Annotated in this window: 13 protein-coding genes; 6 read left to right on the top strand and 7 right to left on the bottom strand. The window is 65.8% G+C overall.

Features of this window, described 5'->3' with window-relative positions; genetic code table 11:
• Positions 1 to 199: 199 nt before the first annotated feature.
• The 5 genes from J3489_RS00485 to J3489_RS00505 form a co-directional block, all read right to left on the bottom strand.
• Positions 200 to 2,680, bottom strand: coding sequence for a GcvT family protein (locus tag J3489_RS00485; RefSeq protein ID WP_206995118.1), 2,481 nt, complete (start codon positions 2,678 to 2,680; stop codon positions 200 to 202).
• A 168-nt stretch (positions 2,681 to 2,848) separates the two neighbouring features.
• Positions 2,849 to 3,175, bottom strand: a complete 327-nt coding sequence (locus J3489_RS00490; protein ID WP_206995120.1) for a hypothetical protein — start codon at positions 3,173 to 3,175, stop codon at positions 2,849 to 2,851.
• Between the two features lie 134 nt (positions 3,176 to 3,309).
• Positions 3,310 to 3,705 (bottom strand): hypothetical protein, encoded by a 396-nt coding sequence (locus J3489_RS37260; protein WP_242539672.1) that lies wholly within the window; start codon positions 3,703 to 3,705, stop codon positions 3,310 to 3,312.
• 193 nt (positions 3,706 to 3,898) lie between these two features.
• A complete protein-coding gene (locus tag J3489_RS00500; RefSeq protein WP_206995124.1) occupies positions 3,899 to 4,576 on the bottom strand; it encodes a methyltransferase family protein in 678 nt (225 codons plus the stop codon).
• Positions 4,573 to 5,412, bottom strand: a complete 840-nt coding sequence (locus J3489_RS00505; protein ID WP_206995133.1) for an arylamine N-acetyltransferase family protein — start codon at positions 5,410 to 5,412, stop codon at positions 4,573 to 4,575. The genes J3489_RS00500 and J3489_RS00505 overlap by 4 nt, the downstream gene beginning before the upstream one ends.
• A 402-nt stretch (positions 5,413 to 5,814) precedes the next feature.
• Here J3489_RS00505 and J3489_RS00510 point away from each other — a divergent pair, with 402 nt between their 5' ends.
• The 6 genes from J3489_RS00510 to J3489_RS00535 all read left to right on the top strand — a co-directional run bounded on the left by J3489_RS00510 (position 5,815) and on the right by J3489_RS00535 (position 13,766).
• Positions 5,815 to 7,329, top strand: a complete 1,515-nt coding sequence (locus J3489_RS00510) for a carbohydrate porin (protein ID WP_206995135.1) — start codon at positions 5,815 to 5,817, stop codon at positions 7,327 to 7,329.
• Between the two features lie 52 nt (positions 7,330 to 7,381).
• Positions 7,382 to 8,542 carry an NHL repeat-containing protein gene (locus tag J3489_RS00515; RefSeq protein WP_206995137.1) on the top strand — a complete coding sequence of 387 codons (1,161 nt, stop codon included), beginning with the start codon at positions 7,382 to 7,384 and terminating at the stop codon, positions 8,540 to 8,542.
• Between the two features lies 1 nt (position 8,543).
• Complete coding sequence (efeB, locus tag J3489_RS00520) at positions 8,544 to 9,863, top strand: iron uptake transporter deferrochelatase/peroxidase subunit (protein WP_206995139.1); 1,320 nt, start codon at positions 8,544 to 8,546, stop codon at positions 9,861 to 9,863.
• A gap of 107 nt (positions 9,864 to 9,970) precedes the next feature.
• Positions 9,971 to 11,002: an iron ABC transporter substrate-binding protein gene (locus J3489_RS00525; protein ID WP_206995140.1), complete on the top strand. Its 1,032-nt coding sequence runs from the start codon at positions 9,971 to 9,973 to the stop codon at positions 11,000 to 11,002.
• A gap of 41 nt (positions 11,003 to 11,043) precedes the next feature.
• Positions 11,044 to 12,639, top strand: coding sequence for an ABC transporter permease (locus tag J3489_RS00530; protein WP_206995142.1), 1,596 nt, complete (start codon positions 11,044 to 11,046; stop codon positions 12,637 to 12,639).
• Positions 12,640 to 12,695: 56 nt separating this feature from the next.
• Complete coding sequence (locus J3489_RS00535; RefSeq protein WP_206995144.1) at positions 12,696 to 13,766, top strand: ABC transporter ATP-binding protein; 1,071 nt, start codon at positions 12,696 to 12,698, stop codon at positions 13,764 to 13,766.
• A 12-nt stretch (positions 13,767 to 13,778) separates the two neighbouring features.
• Here J3489_RS00535 and J3489_RS00540 read toward each other — a convergent pair whose 3' ends face one another.
• Positions 13,779 to 14,216 carry a transposase gene (locus tag J3489_RS00540; protein WP_206995146.1) on the bottom strand — a complete coding sequence of 146 codons (438 nt, stop codon included), beginning with the start codon at positions 14,214 to 14,216 and terminating at the stop codon, positions 13,779 to 13,781.
• Complete coding sequence (locus tag J3489_RS00545) at positions 14,213 to 15,325, bottom strand: hypothetical protein (protein WP_206995148.1); 1,113 nt, start codon at positions 15,323 to 15,325, stop codon at positions 14,213 to 14,215. The genes J3489_RS00540 and J3489_RS00545 overlap by 4 nt, the downstream gene beginning before the upstream one ends.
• Positions 15,326 to 15,332 lie beyond the last annotated feature (7 nt).

The following is a 15,332-nucleotide window of genomic DNA, read 5'->3' on the forward strand; positions in this document are numbered from 1 at the left end:
GCGCTGATTCGCAGCGCGGCGCGTGTTCGCGGGCCCCGTATCGGCCCGCTTTTTTTGAACTCGAAGACCCCCGCCAGTTCGCGCTTCAAGCGCGCTGGCTTTGATGGGCGGCAAGCACTGCGCCCATTCTTTTTTTTGCGCCTTGAACTCAAGCCATTTCACGGAAATGCCAGCACAGGCTCCGCGTGCTTTAGGCACGCTACGATCGCACGCGCTCCGCAGCCGCATCATACGGCGCCTTCAAATGCAACGTCACGTCGAGCCTCTCCCCTGCCAGATCGATCTGATACCGCCCGCTTAGCAAGTAATCGGCATCCACCGGCACCCCGCCCGCGTCGATATAGCCGAGTGCCACCGGACACCCCAGCGTATGCCCGAACGCCGCTGAACTGACCGAGCCCACCGCCGCGCCATCCCGCAGAATCGCCTCGCCGCCCCACAGCATCTTGTCGCCGTGTCCGTCGACGGTCAGCGCGACGAGCCGCCGCGCAAGCGGCTTGTTTTTGCGTTCCAGCAATGCCTCGCGCCCGCGAAACGGAATGTCCTTGTCGAGTTTGCAAGCGAACGCAAGACCCGCTTCGAACGGATCGCGATCGGGCGACAGCTCGCGTCCCCACGCGCGGTAGGCTTTCTCGATACGCAGCGATTCGAGCGCGTAATACCCCGCGTTGACGAGGCCGAACGCGGCGCCCGCGTCCATCAGCGTCTCGTAGACGCCGACCGCGAATTCCACCGGCACATACAGCTCCCAGCCCAGTTCGCCGACGTAAGTGAGGCGCGTCGCGCGCACCGTCGCGTAGCCGATGTCGACCTCGCGGCTCGTGCCGAAAGCAAACGCCTCGTTCGAGAAGCCGCTCTTCGAAACCTGCTGCAGCAGCGCGCGCGAATTCGGCCCCATCACGGCGAGCACCGCGTATTGGCCGGTCACGTCGACGACCGTGCAGTGCTTGCCCTCGGGCAGATGCTTTTCGATGAAGTCGAGATCGCGCACGGTTTGCGCGGAGCCCGTGACGAGCAGGTATTGATCGTAGGCGAGGCGCGTGAGCGTGAAGTCCGATTCGTAGCCGCCGCGTTCGTTGAGCATGCCGGTATAAACGGTCTTGCCCGGCTCGACCGCCACGTCGTTCGCGACGAGCCCTTGCAGCACGTCTTCGGCATCGCGCCCCTTGAGCAGGAATTTCGAAAACGACGTCAGGTCGAAGAGCGCCACGCGCTCGCGGCAGGCGCGATGCTCGGCCGCGCTCCATGCATGCCAGTTCTGCTGGCCGAAGCCGTATTGAATCGCGGGCGTCTCGCCCTTCGGCGCGAAGCAGTTCGCGCGTTCCCAGCCCATCTTGCTCCCGAAGCACGCGCCCGCGTCGCGCAGGTGCGCGTACAGCGGCGAACGCCGGAACGGCCGCGCGGTATCGAGTTCGCGATTCGGCCAGGGCATCGCGTAGTGAAGCCCCAGCGTCTCCTTCACGCGGTCGTGGAGCCAGGCGTCGTTGCCGTTGAAGTGCGCGAAGCGGCGGATGTCGACCGGCCACAAATCCATCGTCGCCTCGCCCGCCATGATCCACTCGGCGAGCGCCATCCCGGCGCCGCCCGCGGACGCGATCCCCATCGAATTGAAGCCCGCGCCGACATAGAAGTTCTTGAGTTCCGGCGCCTCGCCGACGATGAAATTGTTATCGGGCGTGAACGACTCCGGCCCGTTGTAGAACTGCCGCACTTGGGCCGTTTCGAGCGCGGGCACGCGGATCAGCGCGTTCTGCATCAGGATCTCGAACTGGTCCCAATCGTCGGGCAGCAATTGGAATTCGAAGTGCTCGGGAATGCCGTTCATGCCCCACGGCTTCGCGTCGGGCTCGAAGCCGCCCATCACGAGGCCGCCCACTTCCTCCTTGAAGTAGATATAGCCGTCCGGATCGCGCATGACCGGCAAGTCGGGATGCACGCCGGGAATCTTCTCGGTGACGATGTAGTAGTGCTCGGCCGAATGCAGCGGCACCGTCACGCCGCACAGGCGGCCGATCGCCTTCGCCCACTGGCCGCCGCAATTGACGACGATATCGGCGCCGATCGTGCCCGCCTCGCCGGCCTTGGTGCGCCACTCGACACCCGTTGCCTTGCGTCCCGCGCCCGTGCGCTCGGTTTGAACGCCCGTCACGCGCACGTTCTCGACGATGCGCGCGCCGCGCATCCGTGCGCCGCGTGCGAGCGCCTGCGTGAGGTCGGTCGGGTTCGCCTTGCCGTCGCCGGGCAGCCAGACGGCGCCGAGCAGATCGTCGGTGCGCATCACCGGCCACAGCTCGCCCGCCTGGCTCGCGCCGATCACGTCGCACTCGACGCCATACGCGCGCGCCACCGCGGCCGTGCGCTTCAGTTGCGTCATGCGCTCGCTCGTGCGCGCAACCGACAGCGAGCCGCACGGCTTCCAGCCGGTCGCGAGCCCGGTGTCCGCTTCGAGTTCGGCGTAGAGCTTGGTCGAATAGCGGATCAGCTTCGTCATGCTCTCCTGCGAGCGCAATTGGCCGACGAGTCCGGCGGCATGCCAGGTCGTGCCGCACGAGAGCTGGCCTTGTTCGAGCAGCGTCACGCCGGTCCAGCCGGCCTTCGCGAGGTGGTAGGCGACGGAACAGCCGATGATGCCGCCGCCGATGATGACAACGCGCGAATGCGAGGGAATGCCGGAGCTCATGGAGGTCTCGAATAGGGACGAAGCACGGATGACGGAATGCCGGCACGCGAAATCGGCGCCGCGTTACGGTGCAACATAATGCCACTATTTGATGCATGATGCCACATCGTCGGCGCCAAATAATAGCGCGGAAACAACACGACTGCCGCCCAATCTCCTCGCTCGGGATCAGCGCGAATGCGAACGCATCGCCCCCGGTTCGGCGGCTTGCTGCCCATCGCCGTTCGCAGGATCGCCGGACGGTTCCGCACTTTGCTCCAGCACTGCACGCGCAAGCTGCATGTCGGTCGCGCGCTCCCAGCGCACGACCGCGATCGTCGCGACGCCATTACCGATCAGGTTCGTCAACGCAACGAACTTCGACCGCCGACTTCCAATATGACAAACATATTGCAAATAAGAATCTTTTCGCAATATAATTGAAACCAAGTAGTTAGGAATCTTAAATTTCAAGGGCGACGTTTTATCCAAAAAACCAGGAGGAACCCATTCCATGAGGGAACTGAGTATTAGTGAGAGTGAGCAAAGTCAGCGGATCATTCACTGCATCGCAGTGTCCCCTGCGATCACTCTCGCTGACTTGACGGCCCAGCTTCCGGAATTGGACGCGCACAAGTTACGCCAACTCGTCACTGAACTCTGCCGTCAGCATGTCCTGGAATTGGTCCGTCAGTGACGGCGTATCGCAACACCCGACTCTGAATTTCTACAGCCATGACAATCCAATTCAAGTTTGTGCTCACATGGATCATTCCCGAGCTCAAGGGTCTTTCCCGAACCGAAATCGAGTCCATGGTGGAAATCGCCAGGCAATTTTCCATTCCGCGAATCAGAAAGTATTCTGGATATGCCTTTATTGTTTCACTCTTTACACCCTTTATTTTTTTTGTTTCCCTATTCATCACGTTAGGTCTCGTCCCGAGTAATAACCATTTAATTTTTATTGGAATGATGGGGTTGATTTCAATGCTTTCAACGCTTTCAAGCTCCCTTTTGGCATCAATATTTAACTCCCTTATTCTCAAGCCGGCAATCTGCGATCAGTTGAATAAAAAACCACGGCCCCCACATGCATCTGCCTAAGCATTCCGGCGATGGCACGACCGTTCCTATTCGCCCTCACGAGACTTTCGCGATGTATCTGCCGGTGATTTCTTGTCGCACGGTTCAAGCGTGTGAAGAGAACCGCAGCGACGTAAGAACCAATACCGCCCGCTGTCACCAAACATACGGCACGAGCCGATACCGCACGCGCGCCATATACGCGTCATACCCCGTCAACTCTTCAGCAAGCACGCCCTCTTCGCGCACGGCGCGATAACCGAGCCCCGCGACGATAATCGGCACGAACGCGAGCCCCCACCACGAGCCGAGCAGCAGCGCCATGCCGACGAGATAAAGAATCGCGCTCGAATACATCGGATGCCGGACGTACGCATACGGCCCCGTGTCGATCACCTTGTGTCCGCGCTCGCTTTGAATCTTGACGACCGGCGCCGCGAAACTGTTCTCGCGAAACACGAGGCAGACGAGGTAGATGCTCGCAGCCATCATCGCGCCGCCGATGCCTTGCAGCCACAGCGGCACGTCCGACCAGTGAAAGCGTCTCGCGTCGAGCCCCATCAGCGCGAGCCACACGATCCACGCCACGGCGGCGCACATCATGAAGATCTGATCCCAGCGCTTCTGCCCGCGCTGCACGAAAATCGACATGCGCTCGGCAAGCAGCGCCGGATCGCGCCGCGCAAGCCAGATGCCCGAGGCAAGGCTAAGCAGCGTCATTTCGACGAGAAATGCCCAGCCGGCCGGCCATCGCGTCGTACCGGCCGCGCCGAACAGCAACGCGCCCATGCCTAACACCCAACCCAGCGTGCTGACGATGAGACGTGGGATCACGGCGATCCCTCCACGCGCACGGCAACGCGTTCGAACACGCCGGCGACATCGATGCCGGCGACGTCGATATCGAAGCGCTCCGTCAGCTCGCGTTCGAGTTCGCGTGCGCTGCCGATCTTGTGCACGGTGCTGCTGCCGTCTTTGGCGCGCTCGGTCAGCGTGTCGTTGAAGAGCGTGACGCGGCCGGGCGGCAGCACGCGGCTCACGACGAGGTTGTTCGTGAAGCGCGACTCGGGGTGCGCCGTCGTGTACCAGTTCGCCACTTCGTAGTCGATCCACTCTGCTTTCTGCGGCATGAAGCGATAAACCTTGGGCCAGTCGGCCGCCTGCAGTTCGAGGTCGAAGGCGCCCGTGTCCGTCGCGCTCAAACGGAACGACTCGAGACGCGTTTGTTGCACCACGTCCGGCACGAAACGCAGCGGCGCCGTCAGCGTGACGCTGCCGAACCCGACATCGGCAAGCCATGTTTCGTCACCGAGGTCGATACGCAGCAGCATGTGCGAGAGCGCGGTGATCGCGTCCGGCGCTCTGCCCCAAAGCACGCGCGCGATATGCGGCGTCACGTGAAAACCAAGCTCCATCAGCACGTGCGCGAACAACGTGTTCTGCTCGAAGCAATACCCGCCGCGACGGCGCTCGACCAGCTTCGCCACGACCGACGGCAGATCGACGAACACGCGGCGCCCGGTCAGCGGATCGAGATTTTCGAACGGGATGCGCTGCGGATGCAGCCATTGAAGCGCTCTCAGCACATCGAGCGTCGGCGTACGCGGCCCGGTGTAGCCGATGCGTTCGAAATAGCGGTCGAGGTCAAGCCGTTGGTGCCCGTGCGTCATCGAAAGTCCCCTGATGTAAGGTTGAGCCGCGCCGAAGCCGGTTCAGGCTACCTCAGTTCGGCAATTTTCGGACAGCGCTCAATGCGTACGCCGAGCGCGATTCGCCAATCCGATAATTTCATTGTCATTACATATAAATTTCAATTGTATTTGTCAGAACTAAACAATTAGCAGCACTCCGTAAATTTCCCCGTTACATGTTAGTAATATGGATGCGAATCATTCGCATTTGTATTGACGATGCTATCCAGCATGAGTACGATCTCGCCATTCGCTCTGCTGCCTGATCGATATCCAGCGGCGTAAGTATGCGGCAGCGTAAGAAGAGCGATTTGCAGCCAAGCGCCACGTCTTCAAGCGACAACTGTGGCTACCTGCCAGCTCAAACAACAAAGGACTTTGATGAAGCTCGCTTCGTCCATTGCACGCGACGCCCAAGCGGGTTCGCACGGGGATGCGCCGGGTGGCGCGCGTATGCCTGCCCTTCGCCGCCTTGCAATTCATACTGCTTTCGCTTGCGCCTCGATTGCAAGCACCGCCGCGGTACATGCCCAGAGTTCGGACGCCACGCCTGACGCGCCCGAAGCCGACCTCAAGATTCAAGCGCAGCCGACCCATCAATGGACCGGCGTCTGGACCCGCCAGAATCTGCTCGGCGACATCGGCGGCCTGCGTCCGTGGCTCAACAAGTACGGCATCAGCTTCGGCCTGCAGGAAACGAGCGAATACCTGTACAACACGCGCGGCGGCCTCGGCACGGGCGGCGCCTACGACGGCCTCACGACGATGTCGCTGGCCCTCGACACGCAAAAGGCGTTCGGCCTGCCCGGCGGCACGTTCAACGTCAGCGCGTTTCAGATTCACGGCACCAATCTCTCCACGCGCTATCTCGGCACGCTCGACACCGCGAGCGGCATCGAAGCGGACGACACCACGCGTCTGTGGGAGCTGTGGTACCAGCAGGCGTTCCTCGACCACCGCGTCGACATCAAGGTCGGCCAGCAAAGTCTCGACCAGGAGTTCATGGTCAGCTCGTATGCCGGCACGTTCGTCAACACGATGTTCGGCTGGCCGGGCGTGCCCTCGTACGACATGCCGGCCGGCGGCCCCGCGTATCCGCTTTCAGCGCTCGGCGTGCGCGTGCGCGCGCAAATCACGCCTTCGATCACGGCGCTCGCCGGCGTGTTCGACGGCAACCCGGCGCCCGGCAACGGCGACCCGCAAAAGCTCAATTCGAGCGGCACGAACTTCAATCTGCACAACGGCGCGCTCTACATCGGCGAAGTGCAGTACGCGATCAACCAGCCGTCTGAAGGTGCGATGGAAACGGGCGACGGCACGAAGAGCGCAAGCGGCGGCCTGCCGGGCACCTACAAGCTCGGCGTCTGGTACAACAACGAGACCTTTGCCGATCAAGGCATCGACAACACGGGCCTTTCGCTCGCGAATCCGCTGTCGACGGGCGTTCCTGCTTCGCACCAAGGCGACTACAGCTTCTACGCGGTGGCCGACCAGATGGTGTGGCGCCCCGACCCGGACGGGCCGCGCAGCATCGGCGTGTTCGCACGCGTGATGGGCGCGCCGGGCGATCGCAACGAGGTCAGCTTGAGCGCGAACCTCGGCGTCGTCATGAAGGCGCCGTTCAAGGGGCGCGACAACGACAGCGTCGGCCTGGGTCTCGCCTACATCAAGATCGGCAATCATTTGAGCGGCTTCGACGCGGCGCAGGGCTTCGTGCCGCGCACCGGCGAAACCGCGCTCGAAGCGACCTACCAGTACCAGGTCACGCCGTGGTGGCAACTGCAGGCCGACGCGCAGTACACGTTCAACGCGGGCGCGGGCCAGAACCCGAGCGATCCGGCGCAGGGACTGCGCAACACGTTCGTGATCGGCATGCGGACCAACATCACGTTCTGAGCACCGGCATGACGGCACCTTTTCGCAATCGACGACTGACGGCGGCACCCACATGAAACCACTCTCGCTTACGAAATCCGGCGCACGCATCGCGCTGGCCGCGGCTGCGGCAGCCGCGGCGCTAGCGGCCGCACAAGCGGCCTACGCGGAGCCGCAAGGCTTCCTCGAAACCGTCCACAAGCACACGACCCTCGTCAACACGGTGCCCGACAACGGCGACCAGAACCCGTACGCGATCGCCGTCGCGCCCGTATCCTCAGGCGCGTTCAAGAAGGGCGACGTGCTGGTCGACAACTTCAACAATTCGGCGAACCTGCAAGGCACGGGCAGCACGATCGTCGACTATCACGCCGACACGAAGCAGATGACCACGTTCGCGACGCTTCCGCGCGAGCTCAAGGAATGCCCGGGCGGGATCGGCCTGTCGACGGCGATGACGGTGCTCAAGTCGGGCTGGGTGATCGTCGGCAGCACGCCGAGCAACGACGGCACCACGACGACCAAAGGCGCCGGCTGCCTGATCGTGCTGGACAACCAGGGCAAGCTCGTCTCGACGATCACCGGCGAGAACATCAACGACCCGTGGGGCAACATGGCCGTGGTCGACAACGGCGACACGGCGACGCTGTTCGTGTCGATGGCCGGCTTCGGCGTCGGCAGCCCGAACGCGGCCGGTCCCGACGGCGACCCGCCTGTGTTCAAGCAGTCCACCGTGCTGCGCCTCGAGCTCGACATCCCGGCCGGCAAGCCGCCGGCCGTCAAGCAGCAGACGGTGATCGCGAGCGGCTTCGGCGCGCAGGCCGACAAGGGCGTGTTCCTGATCGGACCGACCGGCCTCGCATTGTCCGCCGACCGCAAGCTGCTGTACGTATCGGACGCGATCGGCAACCGCATCAACGAGATCGAAGACCCGCTCACGCGCGACTTCAGCGCAGGCGTCGGCCGCCAGGTCACCGCCGACGGCCTCTTGCACCGCCCGCTCGCGATGGATACGGCGCCCAACGGCCACCTGCTCGTGACGAACGCGCTGAACGGCCAGGTCGTCGAGATCGACCCGGCCTCCGGCAAGCAGCTCTACGCGCGCTGGATCGACACCGACAAGGCGCAATCGCCCCCGGGCAACGGCGACTTGTTCGGCATCGTCATGACGCCCGAAGGCGACGGTTTCTACTACGTCGAAGATGACGTGAACACACTGGTACTGGCGAAATAACATGACCGACGATACGAAGCCGCTCAAGCGCCCAACCCGGCGCGGCTTCCTGAAAGCGAGCGGGGCCGCGGTAGCGGCCGGCGCGACGCTGGGAGCCGCGCTCGGCACGAGCGCCGCAAAAGCGGCACAGACCCCGCATGAACCCGCGCACGGCAAGCCGCACGCGGACGATCCGCAATCCGCGGCGGAGCCGTTCTACGGCGCTCACCAAGGGGGGATCGTCACGCCGCAGCAAGCGCATACGTACGTGGCGGCGTTCGACCTCACGACGGCCAAGCGCGAAGACGTGCTCGACCTGCTGCGCGAATGGACCGATGCCGCGGCGCGCCTGACGCGCGGGCAGACGGCCCAGCCGCTGCCGGCGTCCGCCGACAAGTCCGCGCCCGATTCGGGCGACGTGCTCGGTCTCGGCGCGGCCGGCCTGACGATCACGTTCGGCTTCGGCCCGGGCCTCTTCACGAAGGACGGCAAGGACCGCTACGGCCTCGCCGGCAAGCGCCCCGCCGCGCTCGTCGATTTGCCGCGCTTTAACGGCGATCAATTGCTGCCGGAGAAATCGGGCGGCGACCTCTTCGTGCAGGCCTGCGCGAACGACGCGCAAGTCGCCTTCCACGCGGTGCGCCAGCTCGCGCGCATGGGCTACGGCATCGTGCAGATGCAGTGGGGCCAGGCCGGCTTCCTGTCGGGCCCGAAGGGGCAGACGCCGCGCAACCTGATGGGCTTCAAGGACGGCACGAACAATCCGCCGACGCAGGACCCCGCGCTGATGAACCAGTTCATCTGGGCCGGCGACGAGGGTCCGGCGTGGATGCAAAACGGCACCTACGCGGTGTTCCGGCGCATCCGCATCACGATCGAGCACTGGGACCAGATGGAAGTGGGCTTCCAGGAATCGGTGTTCGGCCGCCACAAGACCAGCGGCGCGCCGATCGGCAAGAAAAACGAGTTCGACGCGCTCGATCTCGATGCGCAGGACAAGGACGGCAACGCGCTGATTCCCGACAATTCGCACGTGCGCCTCTCGACGGCCGCGACGAACGGCGGCCAGCGGATTCTGCGCCGCTCGTATTCGTACAACGACAGCACGAACTTTTACATCGAGCGCTGGCCGCCTTGGCGCCAGGAAACGGAGTACGATGCCGGGCTGATTTTCATCGCGCACCAGCGCGATCCGCGCACCGGCTTCATTCCGATCAACGAGAAGCTCGCGAAGCTCGACATGATGAACCAGTTCACGACGCACGTCGGCAGCGCGATCTTCGCGATCCCGCCGGGCGCGAAGGAAGGTTCGTTCATCGGCGCGGAGCTGTTCGGCGCTTGAGTCTTGCGTCGAGCCCGGAACATCGGAACGGCGCGCCGCCCGCGCATCGCGGCGGCCCGCCGGCACACATCAACAGACACACCCGTATTCGAAGAGGAATCTGGATCATGGCAGGTTTGAAGTTCGGCACCCGGCTCGCCGCGATCGGCGGCGCAGCGACCCTTGCAATGGCGGCGCTCGGCGCGCTGCCGACGGCCGCGCACGCCGCCTCGCTCACGCTCTACAGCGCGCAGCACGAGCAAGTCGTCGACATGCTGACGAAGGATTTTGAAAAGCAGACCGGCATCCCGGTGAAGGTGCGCAACGGCGAAGGCCCGGCGCTCGCCGCGCAGCTCGTCGCCGAAGGCAACGCCACGCCCGCCGACGTCTACTTCACCGAAAACTCGCCCGAGCTCGTGCTGCTCGGCGAGAAGGGCTTGCTCGGAAAGGTCGACGCCTCGACGCTCGCCACCACGCCCGCGCGCTATAACGCGCCGCAAGGCGACTGGGTCGGCGTGCTCGCGCGCGAGAACGTGCTCGCGTACAGCACGGCGAAGATCCAGCCGGCGCAACTGCCGGCCTCGCTGATGGATCTCGCGAAGCCCGAGTGGAAGGGCAAGGTCGGCATCGCGCCCTCCGACGCGGACTTCCTGCCGCTCGTCTCCGCCGTGCTCGCCGCCAAAGGCGAAGCCGCGACGCTCGCCTGGCTGAAGGGCCTGAAGGCGAACGCGCAGATCTTCGACGACGACGAAGGCGTGGTCGCCGCCGTCAATCGCGGCGCGGTCGCGACGGGCGTGATCAACAGCTACTACTGGGCGCGCCTGCATGCCGAACTCGGCGACAAGTCCACCAAGAGCGCCGTCTATCACTTCGGCAACGGCGACGTCGGCGGGTTGATCAACGTGTCGGGCGCGGCGGTGCTCAAGGCCTCGCACAACACCGATGCCGCGCAGAAGTTCCTCGCCTATCTCGTGAGCGAGCGCGCGCAGAAGCTGATCGCGGGCAGCCACATCAGCTTCGAATATCCGCTGCGCGCAGGCGTGGCGCCCGATCCGATCCTGAAGCCGTTCAACGAACTGGCGCCGCCGCCGCTCACGCTCGAACAGCTCGGCGACGACAGCCAGGCCGGCAAGCTGCTTCGTCAAGCGGGACTTTTGTAAATGAACGCCCCCCACGCTCACTGTCGCTCGCGCGAGCCATCATGAGCAACGCTGCCGTGGCGGTCACGCCATCGTCCGAAACCGCGGCGCGCGCCACCCGGCGCGCGCCGCACGGCCTTTTTGCGGCCGCCGCCATCGGTGCGCTGCTCGTCCTGATGCCGCTCGCGTTCACGGTTTACCGCGCCGCGAGCTTCGGTCTTTCCGATGCCGCCGAGCTGGTGTTCCGCCCGCTCGTCGGCGAATTGCTGCTCAACACGCTCTTGATCACGGTGACGGCGACGCTCGCTGCCGCCGTGCTCGGCACCGCCGCCGCGTGGTTCATCGAACGCACGCATCTGCCGGGCCGGCGCGCGTGGGCGCTGTTGATGGCCGCGCCGCTCGCGATGCCCGCGTTCATCACGAGCTATGCGTGGGTGTCGTTGTCGCTCGATTTGCAGGACTTCACGGGCGCCCTGCTCGTCATCACGTCGACGTATTTCCCGCTCGTCTACTTGCCGGTGGCCGCCGCGTTGCGCGGCATGGACCCCGCGCTCGAAGAAAGCGCGCGTTCGCTCGGCTGCGGACGCTGGTCGACGTTCGTGCGCGTCGTGCTGCCGCAATTGCGCCCGGCGCTGCTGGGCGGGATGCTGCTCGTCGCGCTCGGCGTGCTGTCCGAGTTCGGCGCGTTCTCGCTGTTGCGCTTCCGCACGTTTACGACCGAGATCTACGCCGAGTACCGCACGAGCTTCGACGGCGGCGGCGCATCGATCTTCGCTTCGCTCCTGATGACGATGTGCCTCGTGTGCCTCGTGCTCGAAGTCCGCGTGCGCGGCAAGGCGCGCTACGAGCGCGTCGATCGCGGCGCGCGCCGCGCGGCGCTGCGCTATCCGCTCGGCACGGGGCGCTGGCTCGTCGTCGCGGGCTTCGCGGCGGTCGTCGTCGCGACGCTCGGCGTGCCGCTCGGCATGATCGCCTACTGGCTCACGCAGCCGGGCGCCGCCGCCGTCACGCCGGCCGACGTCTCGCCGGAGCTGCTCTGGAACGCGGCCACGGCCTCGCTCGGCTTCGGCGCCGCCGCCGCGCTCGTGACCACGCTGCTCGCGCTGCCGCTCGCGTTCCTGCTCGTGCGCTATCCCGGCAGGATCGCGACGCTCTTCGAGCGCACCGTCTTCATCGCGCAGGGCATGCCGGGGCTCGTGATCGCGCTCGCGATCGTCTCGCTCGCCGTGCGCTTCCTGTTGCCGCTCTATCAGAGCGCGGCGCTGCTCGTCGTCGCCTACGCGATCCTGTGCCTGCCGCTCGCGCTCGTGAGCGTGCGCGCCGCGTTGATGCAGTCGCAGCCGCGTCTCGAAGAGACCTCGCGCGCGCTCGGTCTCAACGCCTTGCAAACGGCGTGGCGCGTGCTGCTGCCGCTCGCCGGGCCGGGCCTCGGCTCGGCCGCGGCGATGGTGTTCATCTCCGTCGTCACCGAATTGAACGCGACGCTCCTGCTCTCGCCGATCGGCACGCATACGCTCGCGACGCAAGTGTGGACCGACACCTCCACGCTCGCCTTCGCCGCGGCGGCGCCCTACGCGGCGCTGCTCGTCGGCATCTCGCTCTTTGCGTCGGGCGTGCTGTTCGCGCTGCTCGGCAAATCGGCGGTGCTCGAGCGCTGACGGTGCGCCGGCCGGCACGGCGGCACGGGCGAACGATTTACGAATGAGTCACATCGATGAGCAATCTGAACATCAGCGGCTTGAAGAAGTCGTTCAAGGGCACCGCGGTGCTGCACGGCATCGACCTGACGGTCAAGAGCGGCACGCTGCTCGCGCTGCTCGGTCCGTCGGGCAGCGGCAAGACCACGCTGCTGCGCGTGCTGTGCGGGTTCGAGGAAGCCGACGCCGGGACGGTCGAGATCGACGGCCGGCGCGTGGCGGGTCCCGGCCTGCACATGCCTTCGGAGCAGCGCCGCATCGGCTACGTGCCCCAGGAAGGCGCGCTCTTCCCGCATCTGTCGGTGGCCGACAACATCGTGTTCGGCCTGCCGCGCAGGTTGCGCCGCACGCGCCATCGCGTCGCGGAACTGCTCGAACTCGTGGGATTGCCCGCGTCGTACGCGGAGCGCGCACCGCAGCAGCTCTCGGGCGGCCAGCAGCAGCGCGTCGCGCTGGCGCGGGCGCTCGCGCCGTCGCCGACGCTCGTGATGCTCGACGAGCCGTTTTCGTCGCTCGACGCGGCGCTGCGCATCGAAACGCGGCAAGCGGTCGCCGATGCGCTCGCAGCGGCGGGCGCGACCGCGGTGCTCGTCACGCACGATCAGTCGGAAGCGCTATCGCTGGGCCATGAAGTGGCGGTGCTCTGGCACGGCAAGCTGATCCAGACCGCGACGCCCAAAGCGCTCTACCGGCGGCCGGTGTCGCGCGAGCTGGCCTCGTTCGTCGGGGAAGCGGTGTTGTTGCCGGGGGTGGCGGCGCACGATGCCGTCGATTGCCAGCTTGGGACGCTCAAGCTCGCGGCCCCGGCCAATGCCGGCCCCGTCCATGTGATGGTGCGTCCCGAACAGATCCGCATCCTGCCCGCCGGCGTCGGCGCAGCCTCGCAGGGGGACGGCGATGCGTCGTTGCATGCGGCGACGGTGCGCGAGGTCGCTTTCTTCGGCCAGGACGCCAGCATCGGCCTCATGCTCGACGCGGCGCCCGGCTTGTCGATACGGGCGCGCGTGCCCGGCTATTTGAGCCCGCAAGTGGGCGACAAGGTCAGCGTCGCGGTGGATGGAGAGGTGACGGCGTATCCCTGCGCTTGAGCGAGGCGTGCGCTACTCCGGCGCACGCGCGCCGCTCGCGCGCTGCCTCGACCGCTTCGACAGGCTCAGATAGAGTGCCACCCCGTACTCGCCATACAAACGCTCCGCGAGCTGGCGCAGCGAGCCATCGTTCCGCCAGCGCTGATAGCGCCGATGACACGTTTGATAAGGCGGATAGCGCGCGGGCAGCTTCGACCACCCCTCTCCGCTGCGCATGATCCACAGCACGCCGTTGAGCACGGCGCGCGTGTCCGCAAGCGGGCGGCCGCAGCCGCGATAGGGGCCCGACTCCGGCATCATCGATCGCGCGATCTCCCATTCGCGATCGCTCAGGTCGCGCTGCGGAATCGGCACCTGATGCGCGCGCGGCTCCAGTTGAGTCCGGCTCCCCGTTAGATTTCCGTGCGCGTGCTGCCACGCTTCGCCGTGTCTGTCGAATACTGAGTTCATGAGCCGCTCCGTCTGACGCCGGCCGCGGCGGGCCGCGCTGCCGCCTGCCCCGGCTCGTTGGCCGCCCTCATCGGGATCGGCAGCTTCAGCAGCGAACGCACGCGGCCGGCGTCGATATGCGCGGCTGCCTGGGCGGCCGCCGCGAAACTTTCGAAACCATCCGCCGAGCTCAACTGCGCCTTGAATTGCGCGCTGCAGCCATCGGCCCGGCGCTGTTCGGCAGCCCCTGCCGCGCGCCCGATGGTCTGCTGCGCCCGGTCCAGTTTCGTCTGCAGGGCGGTTTGCACCCGCGCGATCTGCTTGAGCGCATCGGCGACGCCGCGCAACGACTCACGCAGCCCGGCGTCGCTATCCGTCTTCCAGTTTTGCGGCGCAATCGACCCCGGCACGGCCTCGGCCTGAATCCGGTTCGGGCGGCCGCTCGGAAAGCGAATTCCGCCGCCCGCGATCGTCAGGCTGGCCTGAAGCTCCGGCCAAGCCGCTTCCGGGATCGAGAACGTGATGCGGCCCGCGCCGTCGGACGCCGCGGAAATCCCGCCGCGAGCGAGCGCGTAGTTGAGGCGGGCCGCTTGCTCGTCCCCGTACATATCGGCATCGAAGCGCACGAGCATCGGCGCCGAGCTTGCGGCGGTATGAAAGACCAGCGTTTCCGGCTTGTGCGATTGCGTCGAGTACGCGTCGAGCCCGCAAATGCGAAACGCCTGGCGCGCGGATGCGGCCTCGCCGTACTCGAGCTGGGCGCTCAACCGCCCGCCTGTCGCGGCACTGCGCGTCTTCCAGCAAGCCGCGAATTGCGCGATCCGCTCGCCGACGGCGTGGTCGTCCTGCGTTTTGCCGCTGATCCGCGCGACGACCGCGCCCTTGACTTGCGCGAGCTGAGAGGCCGCACGGCTCAGGAACGCCAGCGTCTGCTGGGCGCCCGTGACCTGCCGATTGAGCCGCAGGTGCGCCGCGACCGCGTCGCCGCGCCGATAGCCGGTGAGACTGGGTCCCCGCGCCGGGCCTGCGTTGCGCGCCTTGCCGGCCGCATCCAGACCCGTCGCGGCCGCGGCCGCCGGCGCATTCGCCGCGTGCGCCGCGCCAATCGTCGATAGCCGAACGCTCGTCATGGCTGCC

Source organism: Trinickia mobilis (assembly GCF_017315705.1).
GTDB lineage: Bacteria > Pseudomonadota > Gammaproteobacteria > Burkholderiales > Burkholderiaceae > Trinickia_A > Trinickia_A mobilis.

What these genes read in the sequence shown, in the direction of transcription:
- J3489_RS00485 (WP_206995118.1), bottom strand. Translation starts at nt 2,680, where the DNA reads ATGAGCTCCGGCATTCCCTCGCATTCGCGCGTTGTCATCATCGGCGGC.
- J3489_RS00490 (WP_206995120.1), bottom strand. Translation starts at nt 3,175, where the DNA reads ATGGAATGGGTTCCTCCTGGTTTTTTGGATAAAACGTCGCCCTTGAAA.
- J3489_RS00505 (WP_206995133.1), bottom strand. Translation starts at nt 5,412, where the DNA reads ATGACGCACGGGCACCAACGGCTTGACCTCGACCGCTATTTCGAACGC.
- J3489_RS00510 (WP_206995135.1), top strand. Translation starts at nt 5,815, where the DNA reads ATGAAGCTCGCTTCGTCCATTGCACGCGACGCCCAAGCGGGTTCGCAC.
- J3489_RS00515 (WP_206995137.1), top strand. Translation starts at nt 7,382, where the DNA reads ATGAAACCACTCTCGCTTACGAAATCCGGCGCACGCATCGCGCTGGCC.
- efeB (WP_206995139.1), top strand. Translation starts at nt 8,544, where the DNA reads ATGACCGACGATACGAAGCCGCTCAAGCGCCCAACCCGGCGCGGCTTC.
- J3489_RS00525 (WP_206995140.1), top strand. Translation starts at nt 9,971, where the DNA reads ATGGCAGGTTTGAAGTTCGGCACCCGGCTCGCCGCGATCGGCGGCGCA.
- J3489_RS00530 (WP_206995142.1), top strand. Translation starts at nt 11,044, where the DNA reads ATGAGCAACGCTGCCGTGGCGGTCACGCCATCGTCCGAAACCGCGGCG.
- J3489_RS00535 (WP_206995144.1), top strand. Translation starts at nt 12,696, where the DNA reads ATGAGCAATCTGAACATCAGCGGCTTGAAGAAGTCGTTCAAGGGCACC.
- J3489_RS00540 (WP_206995146.1), bottom strand. Translation starts at nt 14,216, where the DNA reads ATGAACTCAGTATTCGACAGACACGGCGAAGCGTGGCAGCACGCGCAC.
- J3489_RS00545 (WP_206995148.1), bottom strand. Translation starts at nt 15,325, where the DNA reads ATGACGAGCGTTCGGCTATCGACGATTGGCGCGGCGCACGCGGCGAAT.